Annotated in this window: 15 protein-coding genes; 11 read left to right on the top strand and 4 right to left on the bottom strand. The window is 72.2% G+C overall.

From position 1 onward, the window contains the following. The first annotated feature begins 116 nt into the window (after positions 1-116). From cmk to JJV70_RS08995, 5 genes are all read left to right on the top strand, one after another. On the top strand, positions 117-854 hold the full coding sequence (gene cmk / locus JJV70_RS09015) for a (d)CMP kinase (protein ID WP_219047247.1): 738 nt from the start codon (positions 117-119) through the stop codon (positions 852-854). Continuing rightward, positions 851-1,507 (top strand): lysophospholipid acyltransferase family protein, encoded by a 657-nt coding sequence (locus JJV70_RS09010; RefSeq protein WP_308294750.1) that lies wholly within the window; start codon positions 851-853, stop codon positions 1,505-1,507. Before cmk ends, JJV70_RS09010 begins: the two co-directional genes overlap by 4 nt. Before the next feature lie 72 nt (positions 1,508-1,579). After that, positions 1,580-3,046, top strand: a complete 1,467-nt coding sequence (gene der / locus JJV70_RS09005) for a ribosome biogenesis GTPase Der (RefSeq protein ID WP_219047245.1) — start codon at positions 1,580-1,582, stop codon at positions 3,044-3,046. Between the two features lie 350 nt (positions 3,047-3,396). After that, positions 3,397-5,829, top strand: a complete 2,433-nt coding sequence (locus JJV70_RS23180) for a LuxR C-terminal-related transcriptional regulator (protein WP_306823428.1) — start codon at positions 3,397-3,399, stop codon at positions 5,827-5,829. Continuing rightward, positions 5,814-6,575 carry a 4'-phosphopantetheinyl transferase superfamily protein gene (locus JJV70_RS08995; RefSeq protein ID WP_219047243.1) on the top strand — a complete coding sequence of 254 codons (762 nt, stop codon included), beginning with the start codon at positions 5,814-5,816 and terminating at the stop codon, positions 6,573-6,575. Before JJV70_RS23180 ends, JJV70_RS08995 begins: the two co-directional genes overlap by 16 nt. Before the next feature lie 56 nt (positions 6,576-6,631). Here the strand turns inward: JJV70_RS08995 and JJV70_RS08990 are convergent, their stop codons facing one another. From JJV70_RS08990 to JJV70_RS08985, 3 genes are read right to left on the bottom strand one after another with little or no spacing between them, the layout of a single operon-like run. Next, positions 6,632-7,648 (bottom strand): 3-oxoacyl-[acyl-carrier-protein] synthase III C-terminal domain-containing protein, encoded by a 1,017-nt coding sequence (locus JJV70_RS08990; protein ID WP_219047242.1) that lies wholly within the window; start codon positions 7,646-7,648, stop codon positions 6,632-6,634. Beyond that, positions 7,645-8,205, bottom strand: coding sequence for an SRPBCC family protein (locus JJV70_RS22580; protein ID WP_308294752.1), 561 nt, complete (start codon positions 8,203-8,205; stop codon positions 7,645-7,647). The genes JJV70_RS08990 and JJV70_RS22580 overlap by 4 nt, the downstream gene beginning before the upstream one ends. Further along, positions 8,162-10,045 carry a thiamine pyrophosphate-binding protein gene (locus tag JJV70_RS08985; RefSeq protein ID WP_219047241.1) on the bottom strand — a complete coding sequence of 628 codons (1,884 nt, stop codon included), beginning with the start codon at positions 10,043-10,045 and terminating at the stop codon, positions 8,162-8,164. Before JJV70_RS08985 ends, JJV70_RS22580 begins: the two co-directional genes overlap by 44 nt. Before the next feature lie 199 nt (positions 10,046-10,244). Here JJV70_RS08985 and JJV70_RS08980 point away from each other — a divergent pair, with 199 nt between their 5' ends. The 5 genes from JJV70_RS08980 to JJV70_RS08960 are packed head-to-tail and all read left to right on the top strand — an operon-like array spanning position 10,245 to position 14,705. After that, positions 10,245-10,496 (top strand): acyl carrier protein, encoded by a 252-nt coding sequence (locus tag JJV70_RS08980; protein WP_219047240.1) that lies wholly within the window; start codon positions 10,245-10,247, stop codon positions 10,494-10,496. Then, positions 10,493-11,377: a cyclopropane-fatty-acyl-phospholipid synthase family protein gene (locus tag JJV70_RS08975; protein WP_219047239.1), complete on the top strand. Its 885-nt coding sequence runs from the start codon at positions 10,493-10,495 to the stop codon at positions 11,375-11,377. Before JJV70_RS08980 ends, JJV70_RS08975 begins: the two co-directional genes overlap by 4 nt. Next, positions 11,378-12,700, top strand: coding sequence for an FAD-dependent oxidoreductase (locus JJV70_RS08970; RefSeq protein ID WP_219047238.1), 1,323 nt, complete (start codon positions 11,378-11,380; stop codon positions 12,698-12,700). Then, positions 12,697-13,725: an SDR family oxidoreductase gene (locus JJV70_RS08965; protein WP_219047237.1), complete on the top strand. Its 1,029-nt coding sequence runs from the start codon at positions 12,697-12,699 to the stop codon at positions 13,723-13,725. The genes JJV70_RS08970 and JJV70_RS08965 overlap by 4 nt, the downstream gene beginning before the upstream one ends. A gap of 26 nt (positions 13,726-13,751) precedes the next feature. Further along, positions 13,752-14,705, top strand: coding sequence for an SDR family NAD(P)-dependent oxidoreductase (locus JJV70_RS08960; RefSeq protein WP_308294749.1), 954 nt, complete (start codon positions 13,752-13,754; stop codon positions 14,703-14,705). A 56-nt stretch (positions 14,706-14,761) separates the two neighbouring features. On the opposite strand, the gene JJV70_RS08955 is transcribed toward JJV70_RS08960, so the two are convergent. Further along, positions 14,762-15,391, bottom strand: coding sequence for a TetR/AcrR family transcriptional regulator (locus JJV70_RS08955; RefSeq protein ID WP_219047236.1), 630 nt, complete (start codon positions 15,389-15,391; stop codon positions 14,762-14,764). 93 nt (positions 15,392-15,484) lie between these two features. Between JJV70_RS08955 and JJV70_RS08950 the strand changes: the two genes are divergently transcribed. Further along, a complete protein-coding gene (locus JJV70_RS08950; protein ID WP_219047235.1) occupies positions 15,485-16,951 on the top strand; it encodes an MFS transporter in 1,467 nt (488 codons plus the stop codon). Positions 16,952-16,991 lie beyond the last annotated feature (40 nt).

The following is a 16,991-nucleotide window of genomic DNA, read 5'->3' as shown; positions in this document are numbered from 1 at the left end:
CCGCTTCCGGCGGCTACCCGGCGCGGTGAGGCGGCCGCGCACTTCCCGGTAGCCTGGGGGCGGGGCAAATCCCGCCCCGGCATCCGCCCGCAGGCTCCAGAAAGGCCCTCTTCACCGTGGCTGCAACCGTTCAGGGTGCGACCCCCGTCCCCCAGGGTGTTCCGGCACCCGTCGTCGTCGCGATCGACGGCCCCTCGGGCACGGGCAAGTCCAGCACCTCCAAGGCCGTCGCCACCAAGCTCGGTCTCAGCTACCTGGACACCGGCGCGCAGTACCGGGCGATCACCTGGTGGATGCTCACCAACGGGATCGAGGTGAACGACGCGCAGGCGGTGGCGGCGGCCGCGGGCAAGCCCGACATCGTCTCCGGCACCGACCCCTCCGCGCCGACGATCACCGCCGACGGGGTGGACGCCTCCGGGCCGATCCGCACCGCCGAGGTGACGGCGGCCGTCAGTGCCGTCAGCGCCGTGCCCGAGGTCCGGGCCACCATCACCGCGCTCCAGCGCCGGATCGCCGCCGAGGCGGCCGGGGGCATCGTCGTCGAAGGCCGGGACATCGGCACCACCGTGCTGCCCGACGCCGACCTCAAGGTGTTCCTGACCGCCTCGCCCGAGGCTCGCGCCGCCCGCCGGGGCGGCGAGCTGAAGGCCCGCGTCGGCGAGCAGGGCAGCGTGGACCTCACCGCCACCCGCGAGGCCCTGATGCGCCGGGACGCGGCCGACTCCAGCCGCAAGACCTCCCCGCTGGCCAAGGCGGACGACGCCATTGAGGTGGACACCACCGACCTCACCCTGGAGCAGGTCATCGAGTGCGTCGTCACGCTGATCGAAGACAAGCAGCGCACGGCGTGAGTACCCAGGACCGGCCGCTGCCGAGCGCACGCGGCGCACAAACCGGCCGGCGCATCGGGATCGGGCTGATCAACGGTCTGTGGCGGCCGCGGGTCCTCGGCGCCCGGCGCCTGCCGGCCTCCGGCCCGGCCATCCTCGCCGTCAACCACGCGCACAACGTCGATGGGCCGGTGCTCATGGGCACCTGCCCGCGCCCGGTGCACTTCCTGATCAAGCAGGAGGCGTTCACCGGCCCGCTCGGGGCGTTTCTGCGCGGCATCGGCCAGGTGCCGGTGGACCGCAGGACGGCCGACCGTGCTGCCGTCACCGCCGCGCTCGGCGTCCTGGAGCACGGTGGCGTGCTCGGCATCTTCCCCGAAGGCAGCCGGGGCGCGGGCGACTTCGCCGCGCTGCGCGCCGGGCTGGCCTACTTCGCCGTCCGCTCCGGCGCGCCGGTCGTGCCGGTGGCGGTGCTCGGCAGCTCCGGCAAGCGCGGCAGGGCGATACCCGCGCTGCCGCCGCTGCGCAGCCGCATCGACGTCGTCTTCGGCGACCCGGTGTCCGTCGGTGGCGAGGGCCGCCGCACCCGGAAGGTCATGGACGAGGCCACCGAGCGGCTACAGGAGCGGCTGAGCGCGCACCTGACCGAGGCCAGGCGGCTCACCGGCCGCTGACCGGCACCGCGTACCCCCTCACCTTCCCCACCGCACGCACTTCCCGCAGCTTCCAGCCAAGGACAGGACCTCATGAACGACCAGATCAGCTCCGGCGACGAGCACGGGCACGGTGAGCTCGGCGAAGCCGAGTACACGGAGTTCATGGAGCTTGCCGCGCAGGAGGGCTTCGACGCCGAGGACGTCGAGGGCGCCCTCGGCCAGGCCGGTCACGGCCCGCTGCCCGTGCTCGCCGTCGTCGGCCGCCCGAACGTGGGCAAGTCGACGCTGGTGAACCGCGTCCTCGGCCGCCGCGAGGCCGTCGTGGAGGACCGGCCGGGCGTCACCCGCGACCGCGTCACCTACGAGGCCGAGTGGGCCGGACGCCGCTTCAAGGTGGTGGACACCGGCGGCTGGGAGATCGACGTGCTGGGTATCGACGCCGCCGTCGCCGCGCAGGCCGAGTTCGCCATCGAGGCCGCGGACGCCGTGGTCTTCGTCGTGGACGCCGCCGTGGGAGCCACCGACACCGACGAGGCCGTGGTCAAGCTGCTGCGCCGGGCGGGCAAGCCGGTGGTGCTGTGCGCCAACAAGGTGGACGGGCCCTCCGGCGAGGCGGACGCGGCCATGCTGTGGTCCCTGGGCCTGGGCGAACCGCACCCCGTCTCGGCGCTGCACGGACGCGGCACCGGCGACCTGCTGGACGAGGTGCTGAAGGTGCTGCCCGAGGCCCCGGCGCAAACCTTCGGCGACGCCCTGGGCGGGCCGCGCCGGGTGGCGCTCATCGGCCGTCCCAACGTCGGCAAGTCCTCGCTGCTGAACAAGGTCGCGGGCCAGGAGCGCGTCGTCGTCAACGAACAGGCGGGCACCACCCGGGACCCGGTGGACGAGCTGATCGAACTGGGCGGCAAGACATGGAAGTTCGTGGACACCGCGGGCATCCGCCGCCGCGTCCACCTCACCGAGGGCGCCGACTACTACGCGTCGCTGCGCACCGCGGCCGCGCTGGAGAAGGCCGAAGTCGCCGTCGTCCTGCTCGACGTCAGCGAGTCCATCAGCGTCCAGGACCTGCGCATCATCTCGATGGCCGTGGACGCCGGACGCGGGCTGGTGCTCGCCTACAACAAGTGGGACACCCTCGACGACGAGCGCCGCTTCTACCTGGAGCGCGAGATCGAGCGCGACCTGGTGCAGGTGCAGTGGGCGCCGCGCGTCAACATCTCCGCGCGGACCGGGCGACACGTCGAAAAGCTCGTCCCCGCCATCGAAACCGCCCTGGAAGGCTGGGAGACGCGGGTGCCCACCGGGCGGCTGAACGCCTTCCTCGGCGAGCTGGTGGCCGCCCACCCGCACCCGGTGCGCGGCGGCAAGCAGCCCCGCATCCTGTTCGGCACCCAGGCCGGAACGCGCCCGCCACGGTTCGTCCTGTTCGCCTCCGGCTTCCTGGAGGCGGGCTACCGGCGCTTCATCGAGCGGCGGCTGCGCGAGGAGTTCGGCTTCACCGGCACCCCGATCCAGCTCTCCGTGCGGGTGCGGGAGAAGCGTAAGAAGCGCACGTGACCTAGGCGGTTTCGTTTGGATCACCTGGCAGACCGGAGAAATGCTGCCCGTGACGCGTAGCGGGTGGCGATCCCGGGCCACCGCGTCAAGCGGTTGATGCAGCGTTGACTGTGTTGCGCTGCTTGTATGCCTCGCGGTCGAAGGCGGGTGGTCTGCCACCCCGGCTACCGCGTGCAGACGGTGGCCGCGTTGATCGGCTGGCACGGGGATGACCACCCGGACGCCGCGAGTTGCTTTTCACAAGTGGGCACCTGGCCGCAAGCATTTCACGGATCCGCGAAGCGGCCCCGGGCAGACAGGAAATCGCGCTTCGCCGGGGCGGCCGACGGAGGTAGGGTCGGCGCCTCAGCATGTGTTGGCTGGTGCCGCGGTCGGCAAGTCCGTCCCGAGGAAGCGTGGCTCGGGCGACGGGGGAATGCCGCCGGGAGGGCACTGGGTACGCTTCCAGGGGGGAACCAAGCATGACATTGCTGCATGAGGGCCCGATCTCCAGTGTAGAACCAGGCGAACCCGTCGTCAGAAACGGGGACGAGATCTATGTGGCGTCGCCACTGCTGGGCCGGAGTCGCGAACTGGAACTTCTTCACCGCCTCTTGACCGTCGCACGGCGCAGACTGGTGACCGTGACCGGACCGGTCGGCGTCGGGAAAAGCAGTCTGGCGCTCGCCGCGCTTCACGCGCTGCCGCACCATCGCGGGACGATCGCCGTCCGCGACCTCGCCCTGACCGCACCGGGCCGAACGGCCGGCACGCTGCGGGAGTTGCTGCCGGGGCCATGGGGGCCGGACGCCCGGGCCGTGCTCCTCGACAACTGCGATCTCGCGGTGGCCGAGGTCGCGGCGGCGGCAACGGAACTGCTCACGGCCGACCCGGAGCTCACGGTGATCTGCACCAGCCGGGTCCCGCTCGACATCCACTCGGAGTACGTCCTGCCGCTGGTGGGGCTGTCCCCCGGGCCGGACGGCGATGCCGTGCGGTTGTTCCGGGAGTCGGTGAGCCCGTACTACCGTCCGGTCTTCGACGACCCCGCCACTCTCCAGTCGGTCAGCGACATCTGCGAGCAGCTCGAGCGCCTGCCGCTGGGCATCGAGCGTGCGGCCGAGGCGTTCGGCCCGCTCCAGCTGGAGGACATCCTGCGCAGGGTGCGGGTGGACCGCCTCGGCGACTACAGCCGGCTTCGCACCCTGCCGGAGCGGCACCGCTCCGTGGCCCGTGCCCTGCGGTGGGGTGACTCTGCTCTGACATCCGAGGAGCGGGAGTTGGCCAGGCGACTCTCGGTATTCGAGTCCGCCATCGACATGGGCCTCGCGTGCCGCGTCAGCGGAGTGAGCCGGGAGCAGACCCAGCGGGGTCTGGCGGCCCTGGTGCACAAGAGCTTGCTGACCAGCACCGCCCGGGATGGCGACGGCCACGAGTTCACCATGCCGCACCCGGTGCGGCACCACTTCCGGCGCTGCCTCGGCGCCGCACCGCGACTGCAGGCGGCGCTGCGGCAGGAGCACGCCGCCGCCGTCCAGGCGCTCCTGGAACGCGCGTGCGCTGCCCTGCGCGACGCCCGCTGGACACCGCAGGACCCCGTGCGCGCCAGGGCTCTGACCACGCTGCGGGGCCGGCTTCCCGATCTGCTCACCCTGATCCGGTTTCTCCAGCACCTCGGGGCTTACGGCGAGGAGTTGCGGCTACTGCTCCTCCTTGAGGAGCCCGCCCTGCGCCATGGGCTCACGTCGGACCAGACCCTGCTGGCGGCCTACGCGGGTCGGCTGGAGACACTGGCCCAGTGGGCCGCGGATGGTGGAGCGGACGCCGCCTCGGGGGCCTCGGCGTTCCGTGTCGTCGCCCGGTGGGCGATGACCCGGGGCGACCACGCTCGCGCCGAGGGCGCCCTGGCACAGTCCGCGGCGCTGTCGGCGCCAGAGGGCTCCGGTATGGCGGAGCCGGGTCTGGCGGCGCTGCGCGCCGAGCTGGCTCGGCGGACGGGCGATCCGCACGGGGCGCGTCAGGCGGCCCTGGCCGGGCTGCGGGCCTGTGGCGGCCCCGCCGAGGCCGCACCGCTGCGCCGCACCTGGGCGCTGAGCTTGGCCGGGCGGGCCGCCGAGGCTGCCGAGCGGATGCTGGTGGAGGCCGATGCCGAGCTGGAGGGTGCCTCCGTTGACCCCGCAGTGCGGGCTGGGGTCCGTACTGCGCTGGCGCGGGTGCGCCGCCAGCTGGGCCGCCCGGCTGAGGCGCACGAGGCGGCTGGCGCGGCCCTGGCGCTGCTGCTGCCCTGGCCCGCCCCGGAGGAGACGGCCGATGCGCTGGAGGCGATAGCCCTGGTCTCCGCCACAGCGCCCCCCGGGGAAAGTGCCGACGTGGCCCGGGTGCTGGCGGTGGCGCGCGCCGTCCGGCGCAGGCACGGCCTGGCCGCCGGAGCGGACAGCGTGCAGGTGGAACAGGCACGTGTGCGGCTCGGTGAGGCAGCCGAGCCGGAGTGCGAGGAGCTGTGCGCGGAGGGCATCCGGGCCGCGCTGCGGCTGCTCCCGCCACCGGCCGGCGGGCTCCGAGAACCGGTGGCGGGTAGTCCCGGTGTAGACGGTCCCGTCATCCCGGGGGAGGCGCGTTCGCTGACCCCGCGCCAGTTCCAGATCGCCCAGCTTGTCAGCGAGGGCATGACCAATCGCCAGATCGCCCGCGAACTGGCGATCTCCGAGTGGACGGTGGTCAATCATCTGCGGCAGGTGATGCGGAAGCTGGACTGCCCGTCCCGCATGCATGTGGCCCGGGTGCTGCGGTGCTGGAGCGCCTGACCGTTCCGCCGTCGGCCCAGGCCGCCGCCGTCCGCCTCTGGCTGGGGAGGTCGGACGACTCGGCGGGCCGCGCGGCGGACTGGGCGCTGCTCGACCCGGGGGAGCGTGCCCGTGCTCTCGCCATCACGGACGTGCGGGTCAGGTCCCGCTATGTCGCTGCCCGAGCGGGGATCCGGCGGGTGCTGGGGACGGAGCTTGGGGTGGCGGCGGAGAGCCTGGAATGGGGCAGGCTGCCGTGCCCTCGGGGGTGCGGCAGCCCGGCGCACGGCCGCCCCAGCCTGCGCCGGCCGGAGCACGGCCCGGAGGTCGGCGTCTCGCGCTCGGGCGCCTGGTGGCTGCTGGGCGTGTGCGACAGCGGACCGCTGGGCGTGGATCTGGAGGCGGCGGAACAGGGCGGCGGGCTGGTCGGTGCGGCCGCCGCGCGGCGCTGCTTCAGCGCACGGGAAAGGCGTTGGCTGGACGGGCTGCCCCCGGCGGACCGGCCCGCGGCCCTGCTGCGCGGCTGGGTTCGCAAGGAGTCGGTGAGCAAGGCGTGGGGGCTGGGGCTGGGCGCGGAGCTGCGTGCCGTGGAAGTCCTGGCGGGCGCGTGGCCACCGGGCGCGGTGCAGGCCACCGTGGGTGGCGGTGGTGGCCCGCACCGTGCCGGATGGCTGGTCGAGGACCTGACCGTCCCCGACGGCCTGACCGCTGCTCTGGCCCGCCCGGTGCTGCCGGAGCCGGGTCCGCCGGCTTCGGGGGATGCGTAGGCCCTGCCCGGCGCCTCCCGCCTCCCCCGGGAGGCGGGAGGCGGGAGGCGCCGGGGTCACACCGCCGTGCGCCAGCGCACGGCGGCGGCGCCGGCGAAGTCTCCGGCATGGGCGAATCCCGCCAGCATCAGCAGGTCGCCGTCCGCGACGCGCCCCTGGCGCAGGGCGTGTTCCAGGGTGACCGGGACCCCAGCGCCGAAGAGATTCCCGAACTCGTCGAAGGTGTCCAGGTGCCGCTCCGGCTTGATGCCCAGTTGTGCTTGCCACTTGTGGAGGAACACGCGGTTGGGCTGGTTGGTGATCAGTGCGTCGATGTCGGCGGTGCTGATGTGCAGGCGCTCGCAGACGGCGGTGACGACCTCCGGTACCAGTCGGTTGCCGCGCTCGATGATGTCGGCGACTCGGCCGGGCGTGAAGCCGACGTGCATCTCGCTCTGGCCCGGTTCCCAGTACTTACGCCCGTCGTCGAGGGTCAGCCCGCAGTCCTTGGAGTACTCCCCGAGGTTTCGGGTCTCCACGGTGAGGATGGGTGACTCGTCCGATAGTGCGACATACGCGACGCCGCAGCCGTCGCCCGGGATCACCGCTTCCGGCAGGGTCCGGACCCCGGGCTGGTCCATGACGTTGCCGGCGCCGTTCTGGACGTTGCACAGCAGCGCGGCCCGAGCCTGGCCGGTGCCGATGAGGGCCCGGGCGATCCGCAGCATGTGGACGAAGGACGCGCAGCCGCCGTTGTGTGCGTCGAGGACCCAGTCGGGGCGCAGGCCCAGGCGGTGGGCGGTCTCAGCCCCGGAGCCGGTGAACGGCAGGTCGGGCAGCAGGACGTTGGTGAGGACCAAATCGATGCGCCGCGCCTCGGCGGGCCCGATCCGTTCCAGCAAGGTGCGTCCGGCCTGCTCGATCATGTCTGCGGCGCTCTCCTCCCGGGCCACCAGGTGGCGGTGGGCGGGCGGCCGGAACATCTCGTGCTCGGCCATCGGTGCGGCCTCGGCCTGGTGGTCCAGGAAGTACTGGGTGGGAACCCGGCGGGGCGGCAGGTAGGAGGCCACCTCCAGCAGGCTGACGGCTTTCACGCGTCGCCCGCCGATCCGCCGCCGTGCCGGAACTCAAGGATCTTCTTGAGGTTCTGCAATTCCAGGAAGTGACCGGCGTAGAACAGGTTCCAGAAGTCGCCCACCCAGGGGCGCTCCGGGCTCGGGGCCAGCTCCGGGTTGGGGTTCTTGTCGTAGTAGGGGTGGCGGCAGTTGGTCCACAGCACCACGGATCCCGGCTTGCCCAGGACGACCTGGGCGTCCACGACGCGGTAGAGGTAGATCATCCACAGGTCGTCGCCCTGGTCCCAGGCGCAGTGCATATCGACGGTGAGCGCTTCCGCGTTGGTGCGGTAGCTCAGATAGATCCTGGTGTCGTCGCTGATCAGGGTGTCCCGGCCGACGTAGAGGCCCGGCTTGCCCGCCACCGGCTCGAAGTCGCGGGTGCTGTAGGTGTACTCGTTGAGGTGCCGTACCTCGCACAGATAGTCGTAGACGGCGCGGGGCGGCGCGTCGATGTACTCCTCGACGGTGCAGAACCGGCCGTACACCTCGTCATAGGTGAAGCTCTCCCTGGTGAGGGCGTGCGCCTGGGCGATCGCCTCCTCCCTCGGGGTCGTCTCCCAGCGGAGCAGTCCGGGGACCTCGGCGATCGCGGGCGGGATGGCGGGAGGCGGGGTGTAGGTCATGCCATGGCCTTTCGGAGTTCTGGTGCGATGGGTGATTCGGTGGGATGGCCTCGGTAGTCCGCGTGTGCGGGCGGAACGGGGTGAAGGGCGGCATCTCCCGGTGATCGACGTCCACCGAGATGAGGAGGGGGCCGGAACCGGGGCGGGCTTGGAGCGTCTGGCGCAACTCTCCAGCCGTGCGCACGCCGCGGGCCGGCAGGTGCGGGAACATGGCCGCCACCCCCTCCGCGATGCGGGTGGGACGGAAGAGGTTGTAGCTGTACTCGGCGTTGAAGAAGACGTGTTCCCGGGTGTGGCACATGGCGTGCGCGTTGTTGTTGAGGATCAGAAAGGTGATCGGAAGCTGGAGTTCGGCGGCGGTGTGCACTTCCAGGCCGTGCATCAGGAAGGCTCCGTCACCCGCCACGACGAAGGTGGGGGCGCCGGTGGCCAGGCAAGCGCCCACGGCCGCGCCGAAGCTGTGGCCCATGCCGCCCATGCCCTGTGCGACGACGAAGCGGCCGCCGGGCGGCGTGGGGAGGTGGTGGATGGCCGTGGCGCCGCAGTTCCCGGCGTCGCAGACCACGACCGCGCCGTCCGGGAGCTGACCGGCGAGCGTGGTGACGGCGGTGCGCATGTCGAGCGGGGCCGCCAAGATATCGGCCGTGGCGGGGCTCGGCGGGGTGGGCGTCGCCTGAGTGGTTTCCGGCGGAGCGGGCAGCAGTTCGGTGAGGGTGACTAGTTCCTGCCGCAGTGGCCCGTCGAGATGGACGAGCGCGGCCTGGTCCGCGGCGAGATACGGCCGCCGGTCGCAGAGGCCGACCACGGGTACGTCCTTCAGCCGCTCCCGCAGCGGTCCCCCAGCGAGCTGCGGCAGCCGCGTCCCGGCGAGCAGGACGGCGGCGGCCCGGCGCAGCGCCGCCTCGGCGGCCCCATGGCCGATGGCCCCGGTGACGCCCAGAAAGCGGGGGTGGCGGTTGTCGAAGACGTCCCGCGCGTCGGGGGCGACGGCGACCGCCGCGCCCAGCGCGTCGCTGAGACGCAGCAGTTCGTTCCGGGCGTTGGCGGAGGCCACACCGCGCCCGGCGATCACCACCACCCCGCCCGGCTCGGTCCCGGCGGCGGCCAGGACCCGGGCGGCCTCCCGCTGCCGCCGCGCGGAAGCGGGCGGGCGGCGGGCCGGCCGGACAGCTGCCGGGGGTGCCCACGAGGTGAGCACGGACTGCTGGACGTCCTTGGGCAGCAGCAGCACGGCCGGCCCGGCGGGTTCCGCCTGCGCCCGTGCCCACGCCTCAGGCAGCAGCGTTCGGATATCCTCCGCCTCTTCCACCCGGGCGCAGTACACCGCGAGCTGGCTGAAGAGCCGCTCGGCACTCAGGGTGCCGCCGAGGCCCGAGGTCTCCTGGAAAGAGCCATGTCCATCGAGTTTGGCTGGCGGCTGGCCGATCAGTGCCAGGACCGGGATCTGGGAGGCGCGCAGCTCGGCCAGGCCGGGCACCAGGTTCATCGCTCCGGCGCCGGAGGTGACGGCGAGCGCGGCGGGCCGCCCCGAAGCGCGGTAGTGGCCGTCCGCCATCGCCGCGGCCGAGAACTCATGTTTGGCCACCAAGGCACGCATCGGCTCTCCCGTGTGGTGGAGCGCGTCGTAGAGGTCCTCGATATTCGCGCCGCCCACGCCGAAGCAGTTGTGAACGCCCTGTGCCCGCAGAAAGTCCGCGATGTAGTCCGTCACGCGTGACCGGGTGGTGCCGACTGAGGAAGAGTGAGTCATGTGTGCCCGTTCCTCCGAATGCTTTCGGGGAGTTCCCGGCTGTCCTCGGATTTCTACCTTCGCGTCCCCGCCCTGGGAAGGGGTGACGGATAGCAGATTCCTGCCAGTCCCCGTATGGCAGTCATCTGTCATTCCGGAGCGCGCGGGGGTCATTTAGGCTGCGGGGAAAATCAGCGACGCGGTCAGGAAGGGATGCGCGATGGTCACGGTAGAGATGGTGTGTCAGCTCATCGCCAAGAAACTCGGCAGCCGGGCATCGGAACACACGCTGGACGCCCAGACGAGCTTTGAGTCCGTCGGCCTCTCCAGCCTGCAGATCGCCGATGTCGTCTACGAGATCGAGGACGAGGTGGGAATCGAGTTCGATCCGGGCCGCGCGGCGGATGTGAGAACCATCGGGGATCTGGTGCAGCTGGCCCGGGACGCGAAGCTCGGCAGCGGCGCGGCATGAGCCGGGTCGCCGTGCGCCGGGGGGCGAGCCCGGAGGCGATACGCCACCACTACGACGTCTCCGACGACTTCTACGCCCTCTGGCTGGATCGCTCGCTCACATACACCTGCGCTCTGTGGGACGACGCGGCAGATCCCGCCGAAACGCTGGAGCAGGCGCAGCAGCGGAAGCTGGACCACCTCATCACCGCCGCGAAGGCCGCCGGCCGGCGCCGCGTGCTGGATGTCGGGTGCGGCTGGGGCAGCCTGCTGCGGCGGCTGACCGAGGGCAGCGGGGTGGAGCGGGCCGTGGGCCTGACCCTCAGCGAGAGCCAGGCGAAGTGGGTGCGCGGGCAGCAACTGCCGGGCACCGAGGTGCGGCTGGAGAGCTGGCAGGACCACACGCCAGAGGAGGGCTACGACGCCGTCATCTCCATCGGCGCCTTCGAGCACTTCGCCGCCACCGGGCTGCGCCGCGCCGAGCGCGTGGCGGCGTACCGGGAGTTCTTCGAGCGCTGCTCCGGCTGGCTGCCGCGCGGCGGGCGGCTCGCCCTGCAGACCAATATCAAGGGAAACAACGTGCGCCTTGACCGGCGCGCGGTCAGCGATCTGCTGTTCATCATGGAACGCGTCTTCCCGGAATCTGAGATTCCGGCACTCTCCGAGGTGGTCGAGGCGGCTGAGCGACGCTTCGATGTCGTCGCACTCCGCAACGACCCGGAACACTACAGCCGCACTGTGCAGGAGTGGCACAGCCGTCTCATCACACACCGCGAAGCGGCTGAGTCCATGGTCGGCAAGCGGACCTACGCATCCTACGAAAGATATCTGAGGACTTCCGCAGAGCATTTCCAGAAAAGGCATCTTGGTCTCGCCCGGATCGTACTGGAAAAGGTGCGCTGAATGAGCGTCCTGAAGAATGTCGTGTACTGGCAGGAGACCGAGCCAGCCGAGCCCGGACCGCCATTGCGGGAATCACTGGAATGCGACGTCTGCATCGTCGGCGGCGGGTTCGCAGGGCTGTGGACGGCCTACTTCCTCAAGCTCGCCGAACCCGCCCTGGACATCCACGTCCTGGAGGCCGAGTACTCCGGGCACGGTGCTTCCGGTCGCGCCGACGGCTTCGTCACCCCCACCCTGGGCAAGGACGTGGAGTCGCTGGCACGCAACTTCGGTGAGCGGAGGGCGGCCGAGGCGTCCCGGGCCGTGGGCCGTTCCGTGCTGGGCATCGGCCGGTTCCTCCGCCGCCACCGGGTGGACGCGGAGTACGAACCGACCGGTTACCTCCTGGCGGCCACCACTCCGGCGCAGCTGCGGCGACTGGAACGGGACCGGGAGCTTGCCACCCGGCTCTCCGGCGCGGCCCCCGGGCTACTGACCGCCGAAGAGGCCCGCGAGCGCGTCGGGTCCCCCGCACTGCTGGGCGCACTGGCCTCGGTCGGCGCTCTGGTCAATCCGTTCAAGCTCGCCCGCGGGCTCGCCCGCGTGGTGCGCGAGCTGGGGGTGACCGTCCATGACCGCACCCCGGCGCTGCGGGTGGTGCCGGGGGCCCGGCCCCGGGTCCGCACCCCCGGCGGGCTGGTCACAGCCGATCACGTCGTGCTGACCACCAACGTCCACCAGTCCGCCTTCCGGCCCTTCCGGAACAAGGTTATCCCGGTGTGGAGCTACGCCCTGGTGAGCGATCCGCTGACGGACGGCCAGCTCGCCCGGGTGGCCTGGCCAGGCCGCGAGGGGCTGGTGGAGGCCAGGACCTTCCTCACCTGCGCCCGCTTCACCGCGGATAATCGCCTGATGTGGGCGGGCGGCCCGGCGCTCTACTTCCCCGGCCGGGATCTGCGGCACCGCCGCATGGCCGAACCGCGCGCCTACCGCGCACTCCTCACCGAGTTCCAGCGGTTCTTCCCCATGTGGCGCGATGTGGCGTTCCGGTACGCCTACGGCGGCCCGGTGGACATCACCCGCGACTACACCCCGCACTTCGGCGTGCTGCCCGGCCGGATCTGGTACGGATACGGCTTCTGCGGCAACGGGATCTCCGCGACCCATCTCGGCGGTCAGGTGCTGCGCGATCTGCTGCTCGGGAAGGACTCGGAGTTCACCCGCCTGCTCTGCGTGGACGGGCTCGCCGGTCAGGGGGCGCCGTCGTTCCCGCCGGAGCCGCTGCTCACCGTGGGCGTGCGTGGCGCGAGCAGGGTTCTCGAATGGCGGGAGGGGCGGTCGTGACCGGCGTCCGGACGGTGCTGCTCACGGGGGCCGGGGGTGTGGTCGGGCAGTCGCTGCTGCGTGAGGCCGGAACAGCCGGCCGGGCCATGCGGATGATCGCGACGGCCCGTCGCCCGGTGGCGCTGCCGGATGCCGCGCGGGTGGTCACCGCCGATGTGACCCGGCCGCGGCTGGGCCTGTCGCCAAGTGCCTACCGGGAGCTGGCCGCCGAGACGGACGTGGTGATCCACTCCGCAGGGCTGACCGAGTGGGGTCTGCCGGCCGCCGCCTATGAGCCGGTGAATGTGCGGGGGACCCGACATGTCGCGGAGTTCGCCTTGCGGGCCGGGGCACCGGTGCACTTCATCAGCACCGCGTTCGTCGCGGCGGTGCTGCCCGGGGCGCACCCGCCGCTCGGCGACGGGAACGTCACCGCCGCCTATGTGCGCTCCAAGTTGGCGGCGGAGCGGCTGCTGCGCGAGGCGGGCGTCCCGCACACGGTGTTCCGCCCCACCAATCTCATCGGCGACGCGGCGACCGGCAAAACCTCCCGGGGCCAGATCGTGCAGTTGCTCTCGGACTGGATCTGCCGGGGCCGGGCACCGTTCCTCCCCGTACACCAGGGGAACCGGATCGACGTCGTACCGCAGGATCTGCTGTCCCACGCGGTGCTCGCGGCCATCGGGAGTGACCTGACCCGCGGTGAGTTCTGGGTGACCTACGGCGCGGAGGCGATGGACATGGAAGCGGCGCTCGGGGTGTGCGCCGAGCACCTCGCCGCTCGCGGAGGGCGACTCAATCCCCCGCCGGTGGTGGACCCGGACAGCGAGCAGGCGCGGAACGTGGGCCATCTCCCGCCGGCGACCCGCTCCTACCTCGCCGTGCTGCGAGACGTCAGCGACGTCACCCGCTCCAGCGGCGGAGTGCTGCCCACCTCGATGCCGGAGCTCCGGGAGCGGTTCGGACTCCCCCGGGTGGCCGACACCGACGCCTATCGCCGCACGCTGCGGTACGCGGCCGGAATCGCCGCCCGCGCCGGGGCATGACGTGAACGAATCGAAGGGAACGCAGAGTGAGTGACATAGGCACCGAAGGGGACGGCGCCTGGCGGGCGCCGCGGCTGGAGGACGCCGTGGCCGTGGTCACCGGCGCCAGCCGCGGCGTGGGGCGTGGCATCGCGCTGGCGCTGGGGCAGGCTGGCGTGACCGTATACGTCACCGCGCGCAGCTCCCGCGCCGACGGCCGGACCGAGGGGCTGCCCGGCACCGTGGAGGAGGTGGCGGAGGAGGTCTCGGCTCGCGGCGGTACAGGGATCGCGGTGCGCTGCGATCACGCCTCGGCCGAGGACAACCGGGCGCTGGCAGAACGTGTGCGGGAGGCGCACGGGCGGCTGGACCTCTTGGTCAACAACGCCTGGGCCGGGTACGAGCGCTCCGGTGAGGTGCGTTTCGACGCGCCGTTCTGGGAGCAGCCGATGTGGCGCTATGACCTGTGCGCCGGCTCGCTGCGGGCCCAGTACGAGGTCACCCGGCTGCTGGTGCCGCTGATGCTGCCGCGGCGCCGGGGGCTCATCGTGGGGATCGGCTACACCGACGGCGAGGAGTACCTCGGCCAGGCCGCCTACGACGTCTTCAAGCACGGCTCGGACCGGCTCAGCCGGGCCTTCGCGCGGGATCTGCGGCGGCACGGGGTGACCGCGCTCGCCCTGCACCCGGGGTTTGTGCGCACCGAGCGGGTGGCCGCGGCGGCGGAGCTGATGGGCTCCGGACCTGCCGGCGTGGTGCACAGTCCTGAGTACGCGGGCCGTGCTGTCGCCGAGCTTGCCGCCGACCCGCAGGTCGGCGCCAGAGCCGGGCAGGTGCTCGCCGTCGGGGATCTGGCGGCCGAGTACGGCTTCACAGACGTGGACGGCAGCCGCCCGCCGGCCTTCCGGCTGGAGGGCCGCATGACTCTGGCCACCCGCATGGACCGCCTCAACCGCGCGGTCGCCGCCGCCGGGGCCCGGACCACCGGGACCCGGCGGTGACCGGCTCGGCGGGCCGCCAGCCCCGCGCGGTGCCGCAGTACCCGGAAACGATCGCGTCAGGGCGTGTCCTCGGCGGGAACGGCGGCTGCTGGCCCGCCCTCCCCCGCGGGCAGCGGCAGATGACGGGCCAGCAGCCGCTCGGTCTGTCGGCGCAGTTCGTCCAGCGGCATCCGGTCCGGCAGGCACACAGCGGTGAACAGAAGGCCGTCGATGCCGGTGACCAGCGACTCGGCCGCGCGATCGGCCTCGGGCGCGCCGAGCTCGGCGAGCAGCGCCCGGGCAGCATCGCGGAACGGACGGCGCCAGCGGACCAGGTCTCCGCGCAGCTCCGGCTCACGGGCGGCGTGGAGGAAGAGCTCGAAGCGGGCGAGCGTCTGCTCTCGCGCGGAGGTCAGCAGCAGTTCCAGGATCCGGACCACGTCGGCGGCCGTGGGCGGACCCTCGGCGTCCGACGGGCCGAGGGTCGCGGTGACCAGCTCCTGGTCGCGTTCCGCCAGGTAGGCGATCACCTGCCGGATCAGGGTGTCGCGGGTGCGGAAGTAGTACGTGGTCGAGCCGTGGGTGAGACCGGCTTCCTGCTCGACCCGCCGATGGCTCAGCCCGCGCAGGCCGTCGCGGGCCAGGACGGTGACCGCGGCGTCCAGCAGGCGCGTCCGGGCGGGGCGGTGATCGGGCGAGTTGTCCATTGACCGAACCATCCCAGAACCCTAGAGTTCTACGTTCGTAGAAACAATTCCTACGAACGTAGAAGACGCCGCTGTCTCTCTCCGGGAGCCACCGTGACCCAAGCAGCCCCACGCCCCGCCACGACCCGGCCGCCGCGCGGCCGCCGGGCCACCGCACTGGTCTTCGCCGTGACCTGCGGCGCGCAGTTCAGCGTGATCATCGACGACACCGTCGTCGCCATGGCCCTGCCCTCGATCCGGGCTGACCTGGATTTCAAACTGGCCTCACTGGCCTGGGTCGTGGACGCCTACATGCTGCTCTTCGGCTGCTTCCTGGTGCTCGGCGGACGCTGCGCCGATCTCTTCGGCCGCCGCCGGGTCTTCCTCGCCGGACTCACCGTCTTCACCCTCGCCTCGCTCGCCGGAGGAGCCGCCACCTCCGCCGAGGTGCTGATCGCGGCGCGTGCCGTCCAGGGCCTGGGAGCCGCGTTCCTCAGCCCGGCCGCTCTCAGCATCCTCGTCAACGCCTTCACCCAGGCCGGTGAACGGCGGCGGGCGCTGGGTGTGTGGGGTGGCCTCACCGGGATCAGCGGCGTCACCGGCGTCCTCCTCGGCGGCATCATCACGGATCTCATCAGCTGGCGCTGGGTCTTCTTCGTGAACATCCCGATCGGCGTGCTGCTCTTCGTACTCGCGCTCCGCCCCGCGCTGGCCGACCGCGACACCCCCGGCTCCCGGGTCCGGCTGGACACCTCCGGCGCCGTCCTCCTCACCGGCGGTCTGCTCCTGCTGGTGCACTCGGTGATCAGCACCGAGTCTCGCTCCTGGACCTCGCTCGCCACCGTCGCCGGGCTGGCCGGGGCCGCCGGGCTGCTGGCGCTCTTCGCGCTGCGCGAGATCAAGGGCAGCGACCCGCTCATCCGCCTCAGCATCTTCCGCAACCGGCCCGTCGTCCTGGCCAACGCCATGGTGCTGCTGGCGGCCTCCGGCCTCTATGGCATCTTCTTCTTCCTCACGCAGTACATGCAGGTGATCCAGGGCTGGAGCCCGCTGCGCGCCGGGCTCTCCTGGGCACCCTTCGGCATCACCATGGCAGTCTTCTCCGGCCTGGCCATCCAACTGCTGCCCCGCCTCGGCGCCCGCGCCCTGAGCGCCGGCGGTCTGACGGTCGCCTCCATCGGCCTCGGGTTGCTGCTGCGCACCACCACCGACGGTGGCTACGCCGGTCAGGTGCTGCCCACCCTGCTGCTGTGCGCCGCCGGCTTCGGGCTCGCCTTCGTCCCCCTGGTGGTCGCCGCCGTCAGCGGCGTGGGCCGCTCCGACGCCGGTGCGGCCTCCGGCATCCTCAACTCCGGCCAGCAGATCGGCGGCGCCGTCGGCCTCGCTGTCCTCGCCAGCCTGGCCAGCAGTCGGCTGAGCAGCGAGACCGCGACCGGGACGGCCCCGCCCGATGCCCTGCTCAGCAGCTACCACACCGCGTTCCTGACCGGAACCCTGCTCACCGCCGCAGCGGCACTGCTCGCTCTCGCGCTGCCGCCGCTGCGCACCGAGTTCGACCCGGAAACCACCCAAGGCGTCTAGAGCCCGCGCGGGCCGCGACACGTCGCCACGATCGAGAATG

The organism is Streptomyces sp. JJ66 (assembly GCF_019303495.1).
In the GTDB taxonomy this organism is placed as follows: domain Bacteria; phylum Actinomycetota; class Actinomycetes; order Streptomycetales; family Streptomycetaceae; genus Streptomyces.
This window is presented reverse-complemented; position numbering and strand designations above follow the sequence as displayed.